General features: G+C 46.3%; 16 protein-coding genes and 1 pseudogene. 7 read left to right on the forward strand and 10 right to left on the reverse strand.

Annotated elements, in window-relative coordinates; translation table 11 throughout:
* Positions 1–43: 43 nt before the first annotated feature.
* The 3 genes from NC994_RS08225 to NC994_RS08235 form a co-directional block, all read right to left on the reverse strand.
* Entirely contained in the window at positions 44–1,567 is a 1,524-nt protein-coding gene (locus NC994_RS08225) for a carboxypeptidase M32 (RefSeq protein ID WP_190432682.1), read from the reverse strand.
* Between the two features lie 60 nt (positions 1,568–1,627).
* A complete protein-coding gene (locus NC994_RS08230) occupies positions 1,628–1,735 on the reverse strand; it encodes a hypothetical protein (protein ID WP_347276532.1) in 108 nt (35 codons plus the stop codon).
* 507 nt (positions 1,736–2,242) lie between these two features.
* Positions 2,243–3,172 carry a tetratricopeptide repeat protein gene (locus NC994_RS08235; protein WP_199299447.1) on the reverse strand — a complete coding sequence of 310 codons (930 nt, stop codon included), beginning with the start codon at positions 3,170–3,172 and terminating at the stop codon, positions 2,243–2,245.
* Between the two features lie 565 nt (positions 3,173–3,737).
* Between NC994_RS08235 and NC994_RS08240 the strand changes: the two genes are divergently transcribed.
* The 3 genes from NC994_RS08240 (at position 3,738) to NC994_RS08250 (ending at position 6,612) form a co-directional block, all read left to right on the forward strand.
* Complete coding sequence (locus NC994_RS08240; RefSeq protein ID WP_190432684.1) at positions 3,738–5,165, forward strand: aspartate ammonia-lyase; 1,428 nt, start codon at positions 3,738–3,740, stop codon at positions 5,163–5,165.
* Between the two features lie 59 nt (positions 5,166–5,224).
* Positions 5,225–5,527, forward strand: a complete 303-nt coding sequence (locus NC994_RS08245; RefSeq protein ID WP_190410808.1) for a hypothetical protein — start codon at positions 5,225–5,227, stop codon at positions 5,525–5,527.
* 122 nt (positions 5,528–5,649) lie between these two features.
* Positions 5,650–6,612, forward strand: coding sequence for a DUF362 domain-containing protein (locus NC994_RS08250; RefSeq protein ID WP_190432686.1), 963 nt, complete (start codon positions 5,650–5,652; stop codon positions 6,610–6,612).
* A 262-nt stretch (positions 6,613–6,874) separates the two neighbouring features.
* Here the strand turns inward: NC994_RS08250 and NC994_RS08255 are convergent, their stop codons facing one another.
* Positions 6,875–7,120, reverse strand: a complete 246-nt coding sequence (locus NC994_RS08255) for an HNH endonuclease (protein ID WP_190410806.1) — start codon at positions 7,118–7,120, stop codon at positions 6,875–6,877.
* A gap of 33 nt (positions 7,121–7,153) precedes the next feature.
* Here NC994_RS08255 and NC994_RS08260 point away from each other — a divergent pair, with 33 nt between their 5' ends.
* On the forward strand, positions 7,154–7,447 hold the full coding sequence (locus NC994_RS08260) for a DUF4090 family protein (RefSeq protein ID WP_190410805.1): 294 nt from the start codon (positions 7,154–7,156) through the stop codon (positions 7,445–7,447).
* Positions 7,448–7,650: 203 nt separating this feature from the next.
* On the opposite strand, the pseudogene NC994_RS08265 reads toward NC994_RS08260, so the two are convergent.
* Together NC994_RS08265 and NC994_RS08270 are read right to left on the reverse strand one after the other, a co-directional pair.
* Positions 7,651–7,935: pseudogene (locus NC994_RS08265) on the reverse strand (KGK domain-containing protein); the annotation flags it as partial.
* Between the two features lie 198 nt (positions 7,936–8,133).
* Positions 8,134–10,590 (reverse strand): dynamin family protein, encoded by a 2,457-nt coding sequence (locus NC994_RS08270; protein ID WP_190432820.1) that lies wholly within the window; start codon positions 10,588–10,590, stop codon positions 8,134–8,136.
* Between the two features lie 137 nt (positions 10,591–10,727).
* Between NC994_RS08270 and NC994_RS08275 the strand changes: the two genes are divergently transcribed.
* From NC994_RS08275 to NC994_RS08285, 3 genes are all read left to right on the forward strand, one after another.
* Complete coding sequence (locus NC994_RS08275; protein ID WP_190432688.1) at positions 10,728–11,132, forward strand: PPC domain-containing DNA-binding protein; 405 nt, start codon at positions 10,728–10,730, stop codon at positions 11,130–11,132.
* A gap of 356 nt (positions 11,133–11,488) precedes the next feature.
* Positions 11,489–12,976, forward strand: a complete 1,488-nt coding sequence (locus NC994_RS08280) for a DUF2157 domain-containing protein (RefSeq protein WP_190432690.1) — start codon at positions 11,489–11,491, stop codon at positions 12,974–12,976.
* Between the two features lie 15 nt (positions 12,977–12,991).
* Positions 12,992–13,672: a GDYXXLXY domain-containing protein gene (locus tag NC994_RS08285; RefSeq protein ID WP_190432692.1), complete on the forward strand. Its 681-nt coding sequence runs from the start codon at positions 12,992–12,994 to the stop codon at positions 13,670–13,672.
* 91 nt (positions 13,673–13,763) lie between these two features.
* Here NC994_RS08285 and NC994_RS08290 read toward each other — a convergent pair whose 3' ends face one another.
* The 4 genes from NC994_RS08290 to pyrR form a co-directional block, all read right to left on the reverse strand.
* The gene (locus tag NC994_RS08290) at positions 13,764–14,006 is read right to left on the reverse strand and encodes a hypothetical protein (RefSeq protein WP_190430108.1); all 243 of its coding nucleotides are present in this window, start codon (positions 14,004–14,006) and stop codon (positions 13,764–13,766) included.
* 110 nt (positions 14,007–14,116) lie between these two features.
* Entirely contained in the window at positions 14,117–15,931 is a 1,815-nt protein-coding gene (sppA, locus tag NC994_RS08295) for a signal peptide peptidase SppA (protein ID WP_190430107.1), read from the reverse strand.
* Between the two features lie 88 nt (positions 15,932–16,019).
* Positions 16,020–17,093 (reverse strand): type 2 isopentenyl-diphosphate Delta-isomerase, encoded by a 1,074-nt coding sequence (gene fni, locus NC994_RS08300; RefSeq protein ID WP_190432694.1) that lies wholly within the window; start codon positions 17,091–17,093, stop codon positions 16,020–16,022.
* A gap of 88 nt (positions 17,094–17,181) precedes the next feature.
* On the reverse strand, positions 17,182–17,718 hold the full coding sequence (pyrR, locus tag NC994_RS08305; protein WP_190410797.1) for a bifunctional pyr operon transcriptional regulator/uracil phosphoribosyltransferase PyrR: 537 nt from the start codon (positions 17,716–17,718) through the stop codon (positions 17,182–17,184).
* Between the last annotated feature and the right edge of the window lie 86 nt (positions 17,719–17,804).

Consider the following 17,804-nt stretch of genomic DNA (forward strand, 5'->3'; position numbering starts at 1 on the left):
GCTAGGCTATGCCTAGCCTAGCTTCTTTTCACGCTATTGTGTATCACAAAGCGTAAATTTCTCCGTATTTTTGCTGAATATAACGAATCAAGGGATTAATACTCAAACAATTGCCAGTGACGCGCTCGATAATTTCAGCGGCGGTATATTTCTGTCCATGTTGGTAAATATTCTCTCTCAGCCAATTATGTAGACTGCTGAACTTCCCTTGCTCGATTTCGGTAGGAATTTGGGGATTTGCCTTGAGTGCAGCTTCAAAAAACTGGGCGCTCATCATGTTGCCAAGAGTATATCCTTGGAACATTCCGCCGATGCTACCCGTGTACCAATGGACATCCTGCATGACGCCAACACTGTCGTTGGGGGGAACAACACCCAAGTCCGATCTGTAGCGTTCGTTCCAAGCTTCCGGGAGATCGCGCACTGCCAGATTGCCTTCGAGTAGCGCCAATTCCAAGTCAAAGCGGATCATGACGTGCAGGTTGTAGGTGACTTCGTCGGCATCGGTACGGATGAGCGATCGCTCGACTTTATTAATCGCCCGGTAGAATGTCTCCAGGGTTACATTACTGAGTTGATTTGGGAAAGCTGCTTGTAGTTGCGGATAGCAGAATTTCCAGAAGTTGCGGCTGCGTCCCACCTGATTTTCCCACAGCCGTGATTGGCTTTCATGCACGCCCGATGAGGTGCCGGTGGCTAAAGGCGTCCCTTCATATTCTGGGTTAATCCCTTGCTCGTACAAGGCGTGTCCCATCTCGTGAATGGTGCTAAACAGTGCCTCATTTAGATCGTTCTCTCTAACGCGGGTAGTAATTCGCACATCCCCAATCGAGAAATTGGTCATAAATGGGTGCAGTGTTTTATCTTGCCGTCCCCGTTGGAAGTCATATCCAATCTGTTCGATCACCTTTAAGCTAAACGCTAGCTGTTCGTCTTCTGGAAAAGTTTGGTGCAAGCAACTATCATCGGCAATCCGTTGGGAAGCGATCGCATTTACAATTGGAACCAGTTCTTGACGGAGTTCCGCAAAGAGCGATCGCACGGTTGAAGCCTTCATCCCGTAATCGGCACCGTCAATCAGCGGATCTGCAATATGCTCGTAGCCAGAGAAAAAGCTGGCATAGTCGCGGCACAGATCCAGCGTTTTTTCCAGATAAGGCTGCACGGCGGCAAAGTTATTTTCCGGACGCGCTTTTGCCCAAGCACCATAAGACTGAGTTCGGTGGAGAGACATTTTTGCCATAAAATCTGCTGGCACTCGCACCGCACGCTCGTAGCTGCGTCTGACGACACGAATTAGGCTGGCTTCATCAGAGTCGTAGGGCAAGCTTTCCTCGTAGGGACGCAAATCTTCCAACAGTTGCGCGATCGCTGGATCGCTAAACTTAGTATGGGCAATTTGCCGCAGAGTCGCCATCTGACGCCCTCTCGCCGCTGCACCCCCAGGAGGCATATAGGTTGCCTGATCCCAGTAGAGTAGGGAAGACGCTGAATTAATATCGTCAATTTCGGTGAGGCGGGTTTTGAGTTCTTGAAGTTTGGGGTGAGTCTTGTCCAGAGTCTGCATGATTCGCTGTTGATACTCGTTTCCTATAGTGTGGCGCAGGACGAGCAAATATCAGTCCAACTACCGTTCGCGATATGTCACTTTCCCAGCTTGCTCAAGCGCAAAAGTGACGACCGTTTCACTCAGTCGGATACCTCTATTTCTGACGCGTTCAATCGCTTGCTGCATTGAAACTAGATACCCTTGCCGCTTGGCACGCAGCAAAATGTCTATAGAACCTGTTAGTGAAAGCCGCTTAATCTAGCAATCCGCCTACCAACGGCTGCGTTCATACAGACGGTTTGGATACCTTCATTTGTTGCCGTTCAGCGACGCAGAGATGTCTGCTACTGTCGTCCCGCTTGGCACATTCATGACATTAGGATGCACCAAAAGGAAGGTTATAACGTGTATTTGAATGGCTGTGAGGAAATGGTGAATTAACTACTGGGGCGAACAGGTAATCGTAAAAAATCAGCTGTGGCGGTTGGAAAATGTACCTGTAATCAAACCCAAAGTAGACGATTAGGAGACTTAGCGCCGTTCACATGGTTGGAGACAGCAGGAAGACCTTATACAGTGAAGGAACTGGTAGCGATCGCTAAAGAAAAGATCAGCTCGATCTAGCAGATGTAGGTAGGGTGGAGGGGTCTGTCTCCAACCCTACATTCAAGGGGAATGAGCAATAAAACTGGATCAAAACCTGGGTGCTTCCAGCAGCGCCTCAAACAAATCTTGATCGCGAACCGCGTCAAAATCTGGGTCGTATTTTGCCATTTCCCGATATTTTTCCTCACTCAGACGAATCGCTTGTTGCAAGTTGTGGACTGTCTGCTCGACATTGCCCAGCAGGGCGTAGTAGCAAGCTTTGTTATACCAAGCGGTGGGGTAGTCAGTCTGAAGTTGTAACGCTTTATCACAAGCAGCGATCGCTTCTTCATAGCGAGCTAATTTTCCTAGCGCGATCGCTTGGTTGAACCAAGCTTTGTAGTATTCCGAATTAATTTCCAAACTTCTTTGGAAGCTAGAAATTGCCTTTTCATAAAGCCCCCAGTCATTTAGGGTAATGCCTCGGTTGTACCAAGCATTGCAGGAATCTGGTTTAAACTCAATCGCTCGGTCATAGCTATGAATCGCCTGTTCGTAATGATTGAGTTGGGCAAGAGCATTGCCTCGGTTGTACCATGCCCAGTAGGCGTCTGGACGCAGCTTCAGGGTGCGGTCAAAGCTGGCGACCGCTTTTTCATAGAAACCCCAGTCAATTAAGGTAATGCCCCGGTTGTGCCACGCAGCGGAAGCATCCGGGTTAAATTCTATGGCGCGATCAAAGCTATTAAGCGCCTGTTCGTAGCGACATAATTTCCCCAGCGCAATACCCCGGTTGAACCAAACCCAAGAAGCATCGGGTTGAATTGACAAGGCGTTGTCGAAGCTGGCGATCGCTTCTTCGTGGCGACCTAAATTCCCTAGGGCAAAACCTCGCTGCGATAAGGCATCGGGGTAATTGGGTTCGCACTTGAGGGCGTTGTCTAAACAAGCGATCGCCGCTTCATATTTTGCCGACTGAAGCTGGCGTAGTCCTTGCTGGAAGAAGAATTCTGCTTCGAGAGTAATAGTTTGACCCATAGAATTTTGCATCTTACTTTAGGAGGATCTTGTATTTAAGATTCCCAAAACAATAACATAAGTCAACATCAAGACGGTAAATCCCTTTCTAAAATACATTCAAAGCAAGAACGATAAATTCCAGATGACTGCTGGGCAAGGGATTCAGCCGCTGGAGGCAATAAAAAATTTCCTTGAGCTGTCGGTACGGTAATCCTGATTTAACCTCTCTCTCACCCACCTGGTGCCAAGGGAGGAGCGATAAATATTCTCTTCTATAAGAAATTGACTCCACTTCCCTCTCTCTTAGGGCAGGATTAGGAACCCTAGGCAGGGGTTATCCCATTTTAGATTTGGGATTTCAGATTCTGGGTGATACCAGTCTTGTCAGTAGACACTTCTAACAATTTATTTGTGCCGACCTTCAGGTGACATGGGATTTAGACGGATCTTTTCTCAGAAGGATTGCGCCGGTACTGCGTAATCCTTCTGAGAAAAGAATGCTGCCAAATCTGAAGACTGACTCATCGAATCCCCCAGCTAGACATGGGATGATCTCATCTAAAAGAATCCATAGACAACTAACATGACTGAACAGATAGGTAGAACCTACCGCATCGAACGCGATTCAATGGGCGATCGCCAAATCTTGGATAACGTTTACTACGGGATTCAGACGCTACGGGCGATTGAAAATTTCCCGATTAGTGGAATTAAGCCGTTACCCACTTATATTGATGCTTGCGTGCTGATTAAGAAAGCAGCGGCGATCGCAAATGGGGAACTTGGCTGCATTCCCCAAGACATCAGTCAGGTGATTGTCCAGGCGGCGGATGAAGTGCTTTCCGGGAAGTTCCGCGATCAGTTTGTCGTGGATGTCTACCAGGCGGGTGCGGGGACTTCGCACCACATGAATATCAACGAAGTGTTGGCGAATCGGGCGCTGGAACTGCTGGGCGATGAAAAAGGCAATTACAAGCGCGTCAGTCCCAACGATCATGTTAATTACGGTCAATCGACGAACGATGTAATTCCCACGGCGATTCGGATTGGGGCGCTGGTGGCGCTGGAGAGGACACTGTACCCAGCTTTAGCCGATGCGATCGCTGCTTTGGATAACAAAGCTGAGGAATTTCAGGATGTCGTCAAATCTGGAAGAACCCATCTGCAAGACGCCGTACCTGTACGACTGGGCGAAAACTTCCGCGCTTGGGGGCAAATTCTCGCAGAACACATGATTCGCATCGAGAGGGCGTCTGAAGATTTAATGGCGCTGGGTTTGGGTGGAAGCGCGGCGGGAACTGGGTTAAATACCCATCCCCAATACTGCGATCGCGTTGCCCAATTATTATCAGAATTAATCGACCAACCCTTGCGCCCAGCCCCTCATCTGATGGCGGCAATGCAGAGTATGGCACCTTTTGTCAGCGTTTCCGGTAGTTTGCGGAACTTAGCCCAGGATTGCGTCAAGATATCTCATGACTTACGGCTGATGGATTCCGGGCCAAAAACAGGTTTAAAGGAAATTCAGCTACCACCAGTACAGCCTGGATCGTCGATTATGCCGGGGAAATATAACCCGGTGATGGCAGAAATGACTTCGATGGTGTGTTTTCAGGTGATGGGGTACGATTCGGCGATCGCTTTAGCTGCCCAAGCGGGACAGTTAGAGTTAAATGTGATGATGCCGCTGATTGCCTATAACTTGATTCACAGTATTGAAATTTTGGGCAATACCTTAAGCATACTGACGCAGCGTTGTTTGGAAGGAATTACCGCCAATCGCGATCGCTGCCTTGCCTATGCAGAAGGAAGCCTCGCCCTCGTTACTGCCCTCAATCCCCACATTGGCTATCTTAATGCGGCTGCTGTTGCCAAAGAATCTCTCGAAACTGGCAAATCCTTGCGGCAAATTGTCCTAGAACGAGAGTTGATGAGTTCCGAAGAACTAGCGAAGGTCTTAGACTTGGAGGAAATGAGTGCTATGTCAGGAGTGCAGCGTCCAGAGTTGTAGATACACCAAAATTTGCATCTATCCAAAACTCAAAACTTTCTAACCAGGAGTCTCGTTCTATGCATAGTCATGATGGTTTGACCCAGTTAACTTTTCACTATATTGATGGGCACACAGAATCCTTTACTATCTATGAATCAGTAGAGGAAGGCTTAGAAACAAAGCAGGAAATTCGGCAAGAAGTCCGTCGGCTTTTAGATAAATCCTGGTGGATTCTCCACTTACCTGAAGAAACGGTTTTTATTAACACCGCCAATATTACCAAAGTTGAGGTGAAGCCCCCGATTCCTCACCTCCAGGGAGAAGATGTCTTCTCGAATGCCCAGCGGGTAACTGCCCTAACTCGTGGCAGCAATCGCTGAAAATTTGAGATTTTAGATCAAGAATTGCCAGGTCTTCATGAAGAATTGGAGACTGGCAATTCTCTCTTTAATTGATTCAAAATTCTTGTATTCGCTCAATCCTCAATTACAAACCCAGAATTATGAAACCTTCCGTTAGTTTAATTCGTGCAAATTCCTACGATCGGCAACTATTGCGAGAATCGGTGGAAAGTTTGCTGGAACCGTTGGGAGGAATCAAAGCTTTTGTCAAAGCAGGCGATCGCGTTCTCCTCAAGCCCAATTTACTCACTGGCGGACATCCGAGTAAAGAATGTGTCACCCGTCCCGAACTGGTTCACTGTGTTGCCAAACTGGTACAGGAAGCGGGTGGCAAGCCTTTCCTGGGAGACAGTCCCGCGTTTGGCAGCGCGATGGGTGTGGCAAAGGCAAATGGTTATCTTCCCCTTATGGAAGAACTCAATTTGCCGCTAGTGGAATTTACAGGGAAGCGTTACGAAACCGTTAGCGAAGGGTTCAACCATCTGTTGTTGTGCAAAGAAGCAATGGATGCAGATGTAGTAATCAACCTGCCTAAACTGAAATCCCACTGTCAGCTAACGATGACAATGGGGGTCAAAAACTTATTCGGTTGCGTACCGGGAAAAATGAAAGCCTGGTGGCACATGGAAGCGGGGAAAGATAGTGCCCGATTTGGGGAAATGTTAGTAGAAACTGCAAGGGCAATTAATCCTACCCTAACGATTTTAGATGCAATTATCGGGCATGAAGGGAACGGCCCTAGCGGTGGCGAACCTCGCTTCCTAGGAATTTTAGCGGCATCGGCTGATGTATTTGCCCTGGATCGGGCGATTGTGGAAATTCTCAATGTAGATCCTCTCAACGTCCCTACTATGGCGGCTTCAATAAGGTTAGGGCTATGCACAAATGTGGAGGAAATTGACTTTCCCCAACTGCATCCGGATGATCTAAAGGTGCTGGATTGGCAACTTCCTACTAACATGATGCCTATCGACTTCGCGATGCCTCGCGTGATTAAGTCCACGTTTAGGCATCTTTACATCCGGTTTATCAAGGAACCGATGAATGCCTATGCAGGACGATAAGAGTTTATCGATAAAAAAACTCGGTTTCTATAGAAATCGGGTTTAGAAAGCCATCAATAAACAATTTTGAGGTAGATTCGGTAAATTCTGTTACAGTGGGATACAAAATCATCAGCGTAATCTATTATCTACCCTCCGATTGCTTAGGAAGACCGCCCTGACTCATGCTAGAGGCGGTTTTTTTCTGCCTACCCATGACGGAGTGTTAGCAGCGCTGCGCGGACGGTATATTTTTAAAACCGAGTCTAGTGTGTTTTCTGGATTAAAGATCGAAATAACGCCGGAACCGAGGATCTAAATGGTTGGTTTTGCGCTGGTTACAGGGGAGACAGAGGGTTTGTAGATTGCTGATGTCATTGGAACCGCCACGAGAGAGCGGTATGATGTGGTCAATCGTGAGGTTTGCTTCTAGCGCCGTTTTGCCGCAACTTTGGCACTGACAGCGATCGCGCTGAAACACATACTTCCTCACTTCTGCCGGGATGCGAATTCTGGGCGTTTTAGTCATAAAATGCTCTTGTAAACACGATCCCACGCTGCAATGAATCCAGACAATCAAACAACTACAGGCGCTGATGCGATTGATGTAGCGATCGCTCAGGGAATTGATTTTGACGGTTCCCCGATTCCAACACCAAAACTAGAATTATACACAAAAGTAATGGGGCTGGAAGCTGGGCGGCAGCGCAGCGGCGTATCCAATACGATGCGTTCTAGAATTGTTCGCATCGGCGCTAAGCATATTCCTCAGGAAGAACTCAACCAGATGCTAATCGACGCCGACTTTGCACCGCTGAAAGAAAAAGAAATCGCTTTTTACTATAGCGGTAAATAGTATTAGTAATTACAATTCCCCCTAGATGAATGAAACTCTAGGGGATTTTTTTAGTAATTTTTATCCTGATTTTCTTAGTTAATCATCTTACGAAGCTCGTCAAGTGGTGATTCTGATTGGCTGATTTCTAGCTCATTTCGCATTCGTGTTTCTTCTTCATTTTGCATTAGCACTTCTTTTACTTCAGGCTCATCAGGAATAAACTATAAGGTGGTTTTTATTTTTACCTTACCTTTTTGCCAGTCACTAGCACCAACTTTAAGAATTTCACAATCTATCCCCTCTCCCAACCATCTTTCGTTTGCTTTATAGTAATGGTTATTAATGATTATTCCTGTATCTATCTCTACTTGTTGTGATTTTAAAGATTCATATAGTGCATTAGCGATTGCACCTTTTAAGGATTGCTGCCAAGCTTGCTTAATTCTGCTTACTTTAAACATATTACTTTTAAAGAATAAAGCATCATCATTATTCCAGTTTTGTAAAGGTAAATTATCTTACATATTAATCTTTATCCTTAAAATTCAATTACTAATTACGGGAATGCATCGTAAGCTTTGGTGGCAAATACAATTCGCGGCTCTATAAACAAAGTTCGCCTACGCCGACTAATAGATTTGAAACCCGCGTATGCGGGTTTCGTTTGTGTAGCCGCGATTTCCAATCGCCAAGACTATGATGAACTATACTTCTGAAGGAACAAGTCCATTACCCATAGCGCTAATCTTGGCAGCTTCTAAATTAGGCTCAATTGAGCTAACATCAGAATCAGTAATTACAGGCAGTTGACGATCGTACAATCCTATCGCCTGCAAACAACCATTGATACTGGCAACCGCAGAGTTGTAAGCCGCTATTTTTTGCTCAACTGCACTTTGCAAACGGCGATTAGTAGCAATTTTTTCCTCAGCTTCTTGTTCTAGTGTTTGCTCTAAATAAGCACGAGCTTGAGTATATTGCTGTAATATCTCATCAGCTTGATGCGCTGCCATTGGCAATAAATTAGTTGTGAGAGTTTGATTAACAGTTGCTGGGAAACCGCTACTAATTGTTGCTTTAACTTTTGGCTCAAAATCTAACTTTAACAACTGACGAATTGCTGGTTCTGCTGCTATCATGCTTTCACAACCGTAGGTCTGGGAAGTTTGCAGCAACGTTTGCCGAAATTGATAAATCGAGAAAGTACCTTCATCGTAAAAGCGAGGACTTTCGCGGACATAACGATTGCATTCGTCACTTGCCGCATTGATTAAAGCGTGATGAACCTGGTTTTCTATCGCCTTTAATTGCTGCTCAATCCTACCATCATTGCCTAGCAAACGATAAAGCTGGCGATAGTAGTCAGATTTATGAACTTGTTCCACTAAACGCTGGAATAGGTTAGTAACTACTTCCTGACAAGACTCTTTCAAAATATCCTCTAGTTGATTTGCCAAGTAATAAAGCGCCTCAACTAAAACAGCAATCAAAGGTGCTGTAGAATTGCGAGGATGGCTGAGGATAGCGCGACTATAAGCATCTGCAACCGAGAAAGTATCCAGCAACTCATCTAAACGCCGAACCATTCGAGATTGCAGTTGGCGAAAATCTGCCTCGAAAGCGCTAGATTGACCTGTTACAACCTGATTTAATTCTTCTGTAATATGCTGGTGAAATTCTTGACCAATTTGCTGTAACTGCTGGTTAAGGCGTTGTAATTCCTGCGTCTTCATTGCCTCAATTTCGCGGGGTTGGCTATCCAAGTCGCGCAGCGCAGATTGGTAATATTTCTTCAGACTAATGCAGGCATCTTCGAGATCGTCGGCTAGATTTTTGAACAGTTGAGGACGCTTCTCTTTGGTAAGATAGTCTGTAACAGCAGCGCGAAACTCATCTATTCCACTATCTTGAATTAACTGTTGAATGATAGGTGTACCTTGTTCAGCTAAAATCCGCACGTAATTTTCATTTGGGGATTCGTAGCTATTAACGGAAATTCGGAACTTGTTAGGAGGTAATTTTCCAGAATTCGCGCAGTAGTTATTAAAGGCTGTAACAAATTGTGGTGTTTCTTCTCGTTCATCCAAGCCTTGAACACTATCAGCAAAGACAGAATCTAAACCAAAGCGATCGCGTCCACTGGTCTGTTTAATCTGACTGCCGTAAAATCCTAATAGTCCGCTCGTTTTATAAACCCTAGTAGTATCTCGAAACTGAGCGCTAATCAAACCATCTAAACGTTGCCTTAACTGGCTATTATACCAAGTTTCATCGATACGGTTGAAGGCAAAGAATACGCGATCGCGTATCCCCGGATTTGAGCGCATTTTCTCCAGCAGTTCCGTTTCTTCCTTCGTCATGTCGCCAGCAGACGCGGGTTTGAGAACGCACACCACCGCTGACGTATCCGGGTGTTCAATCTTAGCGTAGGTCAGTTGTGCGTCTTTCTCCACTGGCGCATCAATTCCCGGCGTATCGATAATCACATTCCCATCCCGCAACAGCGGATGATAACAGTAATACTCAATTCGCTTCAAAACCGCGCTGTTACTGCCACGGCGAGCATAACCAGCCGCTTCTTTGAGGTTGGAGAAGTTAAATTGCTCCATTGAATATGTAGCATTATTAACCGTATTGATGCGATCGCGATTGGCAACAAATCCCTCCAGCAACAACATCAGCGCATTCGCTTGTTTTGCTCTTTCCGATTTACTTTCTCCACCCTCAATCTCAATAATCGCTTGGCATCCATCGCTTAGCAATTGAATCACTTCAGATTGATTAATATTGCTAGCTGTCCCTAACCCCAGCATCTGAGAAACCGCACTTGCCTGTTCCCGAATTTCTACCTCACTCAGAAACGTCAGCACCACTCGTTCTTTATCCGGTTCGGCGTACTCAATTTTACATTCCGTACCTGTAGCGTGTCCCTCCGCACTGTAAAGCAATTCCCGCTCTAACAGAGCGTTAATTAACATCGATTTCCCTGCACTAAAAGCTCCCGCAAATACAATCTCAAACTTAGGGGAAATCGCTTTACCGAGAGATGTCTGTACGGGTGTAACATCTTGCGATCGCAGAGACGGCTCCTGATGCAACAGTTGTAGTATAGTCTCGACCTGTTCTTTCAGATTTTGACACTGAGGCGGCAATTCAGGCACAGTTTGCATCCTATCAATATAAAGTAGAAGCCTTTACGCATATTTTAGGAATGGCAATTCATGATGGGTATGATGGAATTACCGATACAATTAGTAATTATCCGCGTAATCCCAGTAGATTTACCAGTCTTTAATTAATGAAAGTATTTGCTATTCGTCTGAAGCCAGATCAAGATTTAAAAAAAAGCTTACAAGATTTTGCAATCAAGCAAAATCTTCAATCGGGCTTTATCTTAACCGGAGTTGGCAGCTTGAAAAAAGCGACTCTTCGCTTTGCAAATCACAGGTATAGTACAGCTTTTAACGACAATTTTGAAATTATTTCTCTCAATGGCACTCTGGAAGCGGCTGGCATTCACCTGCATATCGCCATTGCAAATAAAGAAGGAAAAACCATCGGCGGACATCTCATGGAAGGCTGTATTATCTATACAACTGCTGAAATTGTCATCGGAGCTAGCGAAGAATTAACTTTTTCAAGAACAATGGATGAGCAGACAGGCTATAAAGAGTTGGAGATTTTTCCAAACACTAATTATTAACTAAATGCTATTTACCCTTAAATTACTTAAAGTCAAATAGGTCAGCAGTCTACAAAAATGTATTGCCAAGTTGTCGGCCTAAGAACAGCCAAGGACAAATTCCCCGTTTTTTCCTGACATCAAAGAAAGCAAGGAGAAAAAGGTTAAGGATGAATTAAGAGTTCAAGAAACTTTGCTTGTTCGCCTAAGTCATTGAATAGACGCCGACTGAGTTTAAGCAGTAACGTAGAAGGTTTTCCCATCTGTAGATAGTGAATCTAACTGTCACATCCCCTTGAATTGAATCATGGGAGGGCGTTAAAACTAAGTTTATAGTCAAAAAAATTAGACTACAGAGCGGATTGTAATTGAGGGTTATGGTTTCAGATAAATTTCGCCGTCAGTTACGTCAGGAAGCAAATCTTTGGCGAACTGAGGGGCTGATTGATGCTCAACTATACGAACAGTTATCAGAGCGTTATCAATTTAATAGGCTGGAGACTGCTGCCCGCGATCGCTTTGTGATGATCTTGTTAGGATTGGGGAGTATCCTCATTGGCTTGGGGACGATTAGTTTTGTCGCAGCGAACTGGCAGGAGTTGCCGCGAAATGGCAAGGTAACGCTGCTATTGAGTTTGTTTATCGGTCTGAATATTGCTGGTTTTTACTTGTGGCGGCGTCCGAATGGGGCGCAACAACGTCTCGGTCATGGATTCTTGCTCTTAGGAGCAATCATTTTAGGGGCAAATATGGGGCTGATGGGTCAGATGTTTCACATTAGCGGTCCCTTCTATGAGTTATTACTAGCGTGGGGAGTCGGTGTGCTAGCAATGGCTTACAGCCTGCGTTTGACTTCCTTAAGCGTGTTGGCAATCATCATTATCGGATTGGGTTACTGGAGTTTTTGGTGGAACTGGGAAGGGGCAAGCTGGTCAAATTCCTACTATTATGAGGAGTTTTCCTGGTCATCCCAGATGGGACAACATATGCCGCTGTTGGCAAGCTTGATGTTTGTTCCGCTGGCATACTGGTGTCGTTCTCGCGTGATTTTTGGACTGGCAGCGATCGCAGTTATTTCTTCTTTGGAAGCAAACCTCCGACCGCTCAGCTTAGGACTATTTAATCTATTCTCCCTGAAGTCTACGGGTATCGTATTAGCGATCGCCTTGGCACTGCCCCCCGCACTGTTATGGGGCTATGATGACTCGCTGTGGGTCTACAGTGACTTAAATCGGGTTCCGAAGCCAAACCAAATCTTTCCCGCCTCTTGGCAAGGGGGAAGCTGGGGAGGTTCCTTTCGACCCCTCGCCCGTCGTTTGGCGCTGGTATTTCTAGGCGTTGTACTTTATCTGTCGTCCTCGCTTTGGTTCTGGGGTGTTTTATCCAAAATGTCTTCTGCGGAGCAATCCGCGAGAGTTACTTGGTTTCCCCTGGTAGATGTAGTGATTTTGAGTGGGTTGGCAATCTTTGCATGGTTGCGTCTGCTGTGGCTTACCAGAAGCCCTCGCACTCGTCGGGAGGAAATTATGACCACAATTGCCATCGGTATCTTTATCTGCTTCATGGCTGGGATACCCGTTTGGCATCTCACCGTCCAGCCAATTCCCCTGCTTGCCACTTTTATTGGCAATGTGCTGTTGTTCTTGTTAGCTGCCGGATTGATGCGCCAAGGGCTAGCACAAGCAGAACGCAGCGCCTTCTGGGGGGGCATGATGCTATTAATTGTGCGAATTCTGACTTGGTTTGTGCTGTCTGCAACGGGATTAGTCTTCAAATCCCTGCTGTTTATTCTATGCGGTATCACAGCGATCGCTATCGGGCTTTGGTTCGAGCGCTATGTCCGCACGCTGGAAATTAAAAATTGACTCAGAGGATTTTTAATGAGGCACACTTCTCAATCATCTTCAATCGCTCCGACTCTCATAGAGCCACAAAAGCGAATGCCTGCTTGGAGACTCTGGGTGCCTCTCCTGTTGCAAACGGCGATCGTTCTTGCCGCACCTGCCCAGCCACTTTACACTAACCTCACTGGGAAAACGGTCGTTCTCAAGACGGTTCCCGTAGACCCATACGATTTCTTGCGTGGCTATTCGCAGACGCTAAGCTATGACATCTCGCGTCAAGAGAATTTGCGATCGCTGCCGGGTTGGAAAGCCTTAGTGAAACAACACCTCGAAGCAAAAGCAACGGATTTGCCACCGTCCGTACCGCCTTTAAATTCTTTACCGACAGGAATTCGCTTCTACGTGATTTTAGAAGCGCCTGCTGCTAAAACAAATTCTCCCCAAGCATGGAAACCCGTGCGGGTGAGTAGCAAGATGCCCAAATCTTTGCCAGCAAATCAGATAGCGTTAAAGGGCAAATCTAGCGGTAATTCCATCGACTACGGCTTAGAAAGCTACTATATGCCAGAAGCGCGGCGGGATGAAATTAACCAAGATATTTATCAAGCCCGATCGGACAGACAACGGCAAGCGATTGTGGTGGAAGCCAAGGTGGATGCCCAAGGTCGTGCAGTACCGATTAGCTTCTGGGTAAGCGATCGCCGTTATCGATTTTAATAGGAGAATTTTAATAGGGGAATGAAAGTATGGCTAATTGTTCGAGATATCTTATCAATTAGCGATACTTTCATTACTAAGAACAAACTTTCTAATCTTCTTGCCGCTTTAGCTGCAAAGTAGCACCCAGTGCTGCTCCAGCTCCAGCTATCAAACCCATACACATTCCTTGAATCGTTTGACTCGTGGGGTCTTGCATCAAGCATTCACTGGTAGGCGTTTTGGCTTGCAGACATTGATTACTATCTATCCAGTTGGAGACGCCTCCCACAAGGATACCAGCAGCACTACAAGAAACGATCAGCAGGACAAAGCGGTTAGATTTTCTATCCATAGATAGAGGCTTTTAAGTACTTGGTTAGCTATTCCGTTCAGTCTACTCTACCTATCGGCAGACTGTTACCGTATATTCCACATTTTCAACTGCCTATTCCGGACGTTGCACTAATCAATTCGCAAATTATAGGGCAAACGGGCGTAAATACCTCTAGGATCGTTCATTGTTTTGAGCGCTACTAATTCTTCTTGTAACTTGAGGAGTTCTGCACTCAGCAGATCGGATGGCTGCTTGGTTTGGGCATTGTCCCCACCGGCAAACTGTTTCAAAATGCGTTGTTCTAGACTGCGAACCTTGGGGTACTCTTCTAGCTCCCAATTCTCACCCAGTTTAGCGGCAACGGCAGCAGATTTGATCGCATCATCAATACCGCCAATCTCATCAACCAGTCCCAGTTGCTTGGCATCTTGACCCGACCACACTCGTCCTTGGGCAATCTCAGCGACTTTCTGCTTTGATAGTTTTCGAGAATCCGCCACTTTGTTGAGGAACTGACCGTAAATTTGGTTAACAAATCGTTGATGAATTGCCAATTCTTGAGGCGTTTTGGGACGTGAGACCGTATTGCTGTCCGCAAATTTGGAAGTTTTGACGACATCCCAGGTAATGCCATTATTATTCGCAAGCTTTTGGAAATTGAGCAGCATTCCAAAGACACCGATCGAGCCGGTAATGGTATTTGGTTCGGCGTAAATCTGATTAGCATAGGTGGAAATCCAGTAGCCACCGGATGCTGCCATATCTCCCATAGAAACGATGATTGGCTTCACCTGACGAGTTAGCCGTACCTCTCGCTGAATCACCTCAGACGCCGAGGCGCTACCGCCGGGACTATTTACCCGTAGCACGACTGCCTTCACATCTTTATCAAGTCGCAGCCGTCGCAGCTGTCTGGCAAAGCGATCGCCTCCTACTTGCCGAGAGCCACCTTCGCCGTCTACGATTTCCCCTTCGGCGTAAAGTAGGGCAATTTTGTTGTCAGAAGTGCGATCTTTACCTTCGGTTTGAGTCGCTCTAGCATAAGTAGCAAGGCTAATTTGACGGAATGTTTTATTCTCTTCGGTTCTGCCAGTTAGCTTTTTCAGGTCTGCCACCACCTGATCTAAATACGCCACCCGATCCACAAAGCCACGCTTTTTCGCATCCGGTGCGGTTAATATTCCTTGAGTGTCTGCGATCGCTTGTAGCTGTTTCGGGTTTAATTTTCGACCCTGGCTCACTGTTGTCAAAAAGTCTCCCCACAAATCGCCCAACAAATTCTGAGTTTGTTGTCGGTTCTCCGGACTCAGTTTCGTGAGTACATAAGGTTCCACCGCTGACTTAAATTTCCCAACCCGGATCACCTGAACCCCAACCCCGTATTTCTGCAAGGCTCCTGTTAGGAACATCGACTCAGAACGCAAACCGTTCATTTCGATTGTTCCCAACGGGTTCATCACAATGGTGTCTGCCACTGAGCTTAAATAATATTCCCGTTTCCCCAAATCCATGTTGTAGGCAATAATCTTTTTGCCAGACTTACGGAATTTTTCCAGCGCCGAACGGACTTCTTTGAGCGTGGCAAACCCGGTGCTAGAACTAGAGGAACCACTGCCGTCTAGATATACGCCGACAATCCGTTTATCTTTAGTTGCCTGCTCAAGGGCATTCAAAACCGTTCGCAGCCGCACGCTATTATTTTCCTCACCAGATAAAGCTTCACTGATTGCTTCGCTGGTGCTGGATATCGGATCGCTATCCGTAATCGTCAAAGACTGATCGATTACGAGTACCGATTTATCCTCAACTTCCGGCCCTGTATCTTTAGATGCCACCGCAATCAATAACAAGATTAGCCCGCTCGTTCCCAAACCGAAAAATAGGATGAGTCCGAATAGGCTTCCAAGCAAGCTAGCAAAAGTTTGTTTTAGGAAACTACGCATTAGGCTGGGGTTAGGGTAATGGGTAATTGGGAATGGGTAAAAGTTTTAAGCTTTGAATTCACTTATCGCTTTCCCATTTCCAACACAGTTATCGTAATGGTTGCAACGCGCCAGACTGTTTCAGAGCAGACAAAGTGGGGTTTCCGGTACAGAATAATACAGTGGTGATTTCGGCGACTAATACTTCAACCAAAGCATCAAGGGCGTCTTCCGATTCTACGGCTGCCTGGAGAAAAGGCCACGCCAGACCCGCGAGATCGGCTCCTAGCGCGATCGCTTTTGCCACTTCCAGACCGTTGCGTAATCCCCCAGAGGCAATCAAGGGAATATTTGGGGCAATGGCTCGAATACTGGTAATGCATTCTGCTGTGGGCAAACCCCAATCAGCAAAAGTTAGTCCTAACCGGCGCTGCTGGGCATTTTCAGCCCGTTCACTCTCCACCTTTGCCCATGATGTCCCACCGGCACCGGCAACGTCAATGGCGCTCACACCCGCATCAATCAACTTCTGCGCGATCGCAGCGGAGATGCCATTTCCCACCTCTTTGACAATCACGGGTACTGGTAACTTATTGCACAGATTTTTGATTTTGTCAAGCAAGCCTCGGAAGTTGGTGTCACCTCTGGGTTGAATGCACTCTTGCAAGGCATTGAGATGCAAAATCAAGGCGTCTGCCTCTAACAAGTCAATTGAGCGCAGACATTCATCAACGCCATAGGTATAGTTAAGTTGCACCGCCCCCAAGTTCGCAAATAGGAGAATATCGGGAGCAAGCGATCGCACGGCGAAAGTTGAAGCAACCTGGGGATTCTCCACCGCTACCCGCTGGGAACCCACGCCCATCGCTAGGTTATAGCGTTGCGCCGCAGCAGCTAGACGATAATTAATCATCCTCGCCAGTTCCGTTCCCCCCGTCATCGAAGAAATGAGCAAAGGCGCACCAAGCTGTTTTCCCAAAAAAGTTGTTGAGATATCAACTTCACGTCGATCTAACTCCGGCAAACAACAGTGATTAAAGCGGTAGCCTTCCAATCCATTCGTTGTGGAGTGAAATTGCACATCCTCATCGAGACAAATTTTTAGATGATCTGCCTTTCGGGTCTGGGTTTCTTTGGTAAGAGCCGATTTATTAATCAATCTACTATCTCCAACGTTCTGCATAGACAGCGCCTGACAAATCTGTACAGACTGGTTTATTAACAATCTCGATTTTCCCACCAACACACCAGGGAAACCGAAGACAGACCGCTTAAACCTTTAATAATTCCACAGCATCTCGTCCATCAATCTCTTGTAAGTAAACCTTCACCTGTTCTTCTTTGGACGTTGGCAACTTCTTGCCAGTGAAATCCGGGTGAATGGGTAACTCCCGCTGCCCCCTATCCACCAGAACCGCTAACCAAATCGCCGCTGGTCTACCATAATCATTCACCGCATTCAGGGCAGCACGAGCGGTACGCCCTCGATAAATGACATCATCCACCAGCACTACCGTCTTACCAGAGAGATCGAAAGGGATGTCAGTTTTGGCGGGTGTGCGAATGCCAATTTGATCCAAATCATCTCGATAGAAGGTAATATCTAGCGCTCCCACGGGCACTTGCACTTGTTCGAGCGCTTCTATCTGACGAGCCAAGAGATTGGCTAATACAGCGCCTCTGGTATAAACACCTACTAGCGCTAACTCAGACAAGTCGCGTGACTTCTCTACCACCTGGGAAGCGATACGATTGAGGGTTCGACGGATTTCGTCTGCGGAAAGAATTTCTACAACTTCGGGAGACATGGTTTAGGAAAATCCGATGATAACTGCGGACAAATTACAGCCTCAGTGTACAAGTTCACCTAAACCATCATCGTTATCATTTCAAC

The sequence above is a fragment of the Trichocoleus sp. AS-A1 genome (genome assembly GCF_039962015.1).
Lineage (GTDB): Bacteria > Cyanobacteriota > Cyanobacteriia > Cyanobacteriales > FACHB-T130 > FACHB-T130.

Excerpts from the sequence above, each read along its gene's own strand:
- NC994_RS08230 (WP_347276532.1), bottom strand. The coding sequence starts at position 1,735 with ATGCAGCAAGCGATTGAACGCGTCAGAAATAGAGGTATCCGACTGAGT.
- NC994_RS08235 (WP_199299447.1), bottom strand. The coding sequence starts at position 3,172 with ATGGGTCAAACTATTACTCTCGAAGCAGAATTCTTCTTCCAGCAAGGA.
- NC994_RS08240 (WP_190432684.1), top strand. The coding sequence starts at position 3,738 with ATGACTGAACAGATAGGTAGAACCTACCGCATCGAACGCGATTCAATG.
- NC994_RS08225 (WP_190432682.1), bottom strand. The coding sequence starts at position 1,567 with ATGCAGACTCTGGACAAGACTCACCCCAAACTTCAAGAACTCAAAACC.
- NC994_RS08275 (WP_190432688.1), top strand. The coding sequence starts at position 10,728 with ATGAAAGTATTTGCTATTCGTCTGAAGCCAGATCAAGATTTAAAAAAA.
- NC994_RS08250 (WP_190432686.1), top strand. The coding sequence starts at position 5,650 with ATGAAACCTTCCGTTAGTTTAATTCGTGCAAATTCCTACGATCGGCAA.
- NC994_RS08245 (WP_190410808.1), top strand. The coding sequence starts at position 5,225 with ATGCATAGTCATGATGGTTTGACCCAGTTAACTTTTCACTATATTGAT.
- NC994_RS08255 (WP_190410806.1), bottom strand. The coding sequence starts at position 7,120 with ATGACTAAAACGCCCAGAATTCGCATCCCGGCAGAAGTGAGGAAGTAT.
- NC994_RS08280 (WP_190432690.1), top strand. The coding sequence starts at position 11,489 with ATGGTTTCAGATAAATTTCGCCGTCAGTTACGTCAGGAAGCAAATCTT.
- pyrR (WP_190410797.1), bottom strand. The coding sequence starts at position 17,718 with ATGTCTCCCGAAGTTGTAGAAATTCTTTCCGCAGACGAAATCCGTCGA.
- NC994_RS08285 (WP_190432692.1), top strand. The coding sequence starts at position 12,992 with ATGAGGCACACTTCTCAATCATCTTCAATCGCTCCGACTCTCATAGAG.
- fni (WP_190432694.1), bottom strand. The coding sequence starts at position 17,093 with ATGCAGAACGTTGGAGATAGTAGATTGATTAATAAATCGGCTCTTACC.
- sppA (WP_190430107.1), bottom strand. The coding sequence starts at position 15,931 with ATGCGTAGTTTCCTAAAACAAACTTTTGCTAGCTTGCTTGGAAGCCTA.
- NC994_RS08260 (WP_190410805.1), top strand. The coding sequence starts at position 7,154 with ATGAATCCAGACAATCAAACAACTACAGGCGCTGATGCGATTGATGTA.
- NC994_RS08290 (WP_190430108.1), bottom strand. The coding sequence starts at position 14,006 with ATGGATAGAAAATCTAACCGCTTTGTCCTGCTGATCGTTTCTTGTAGT.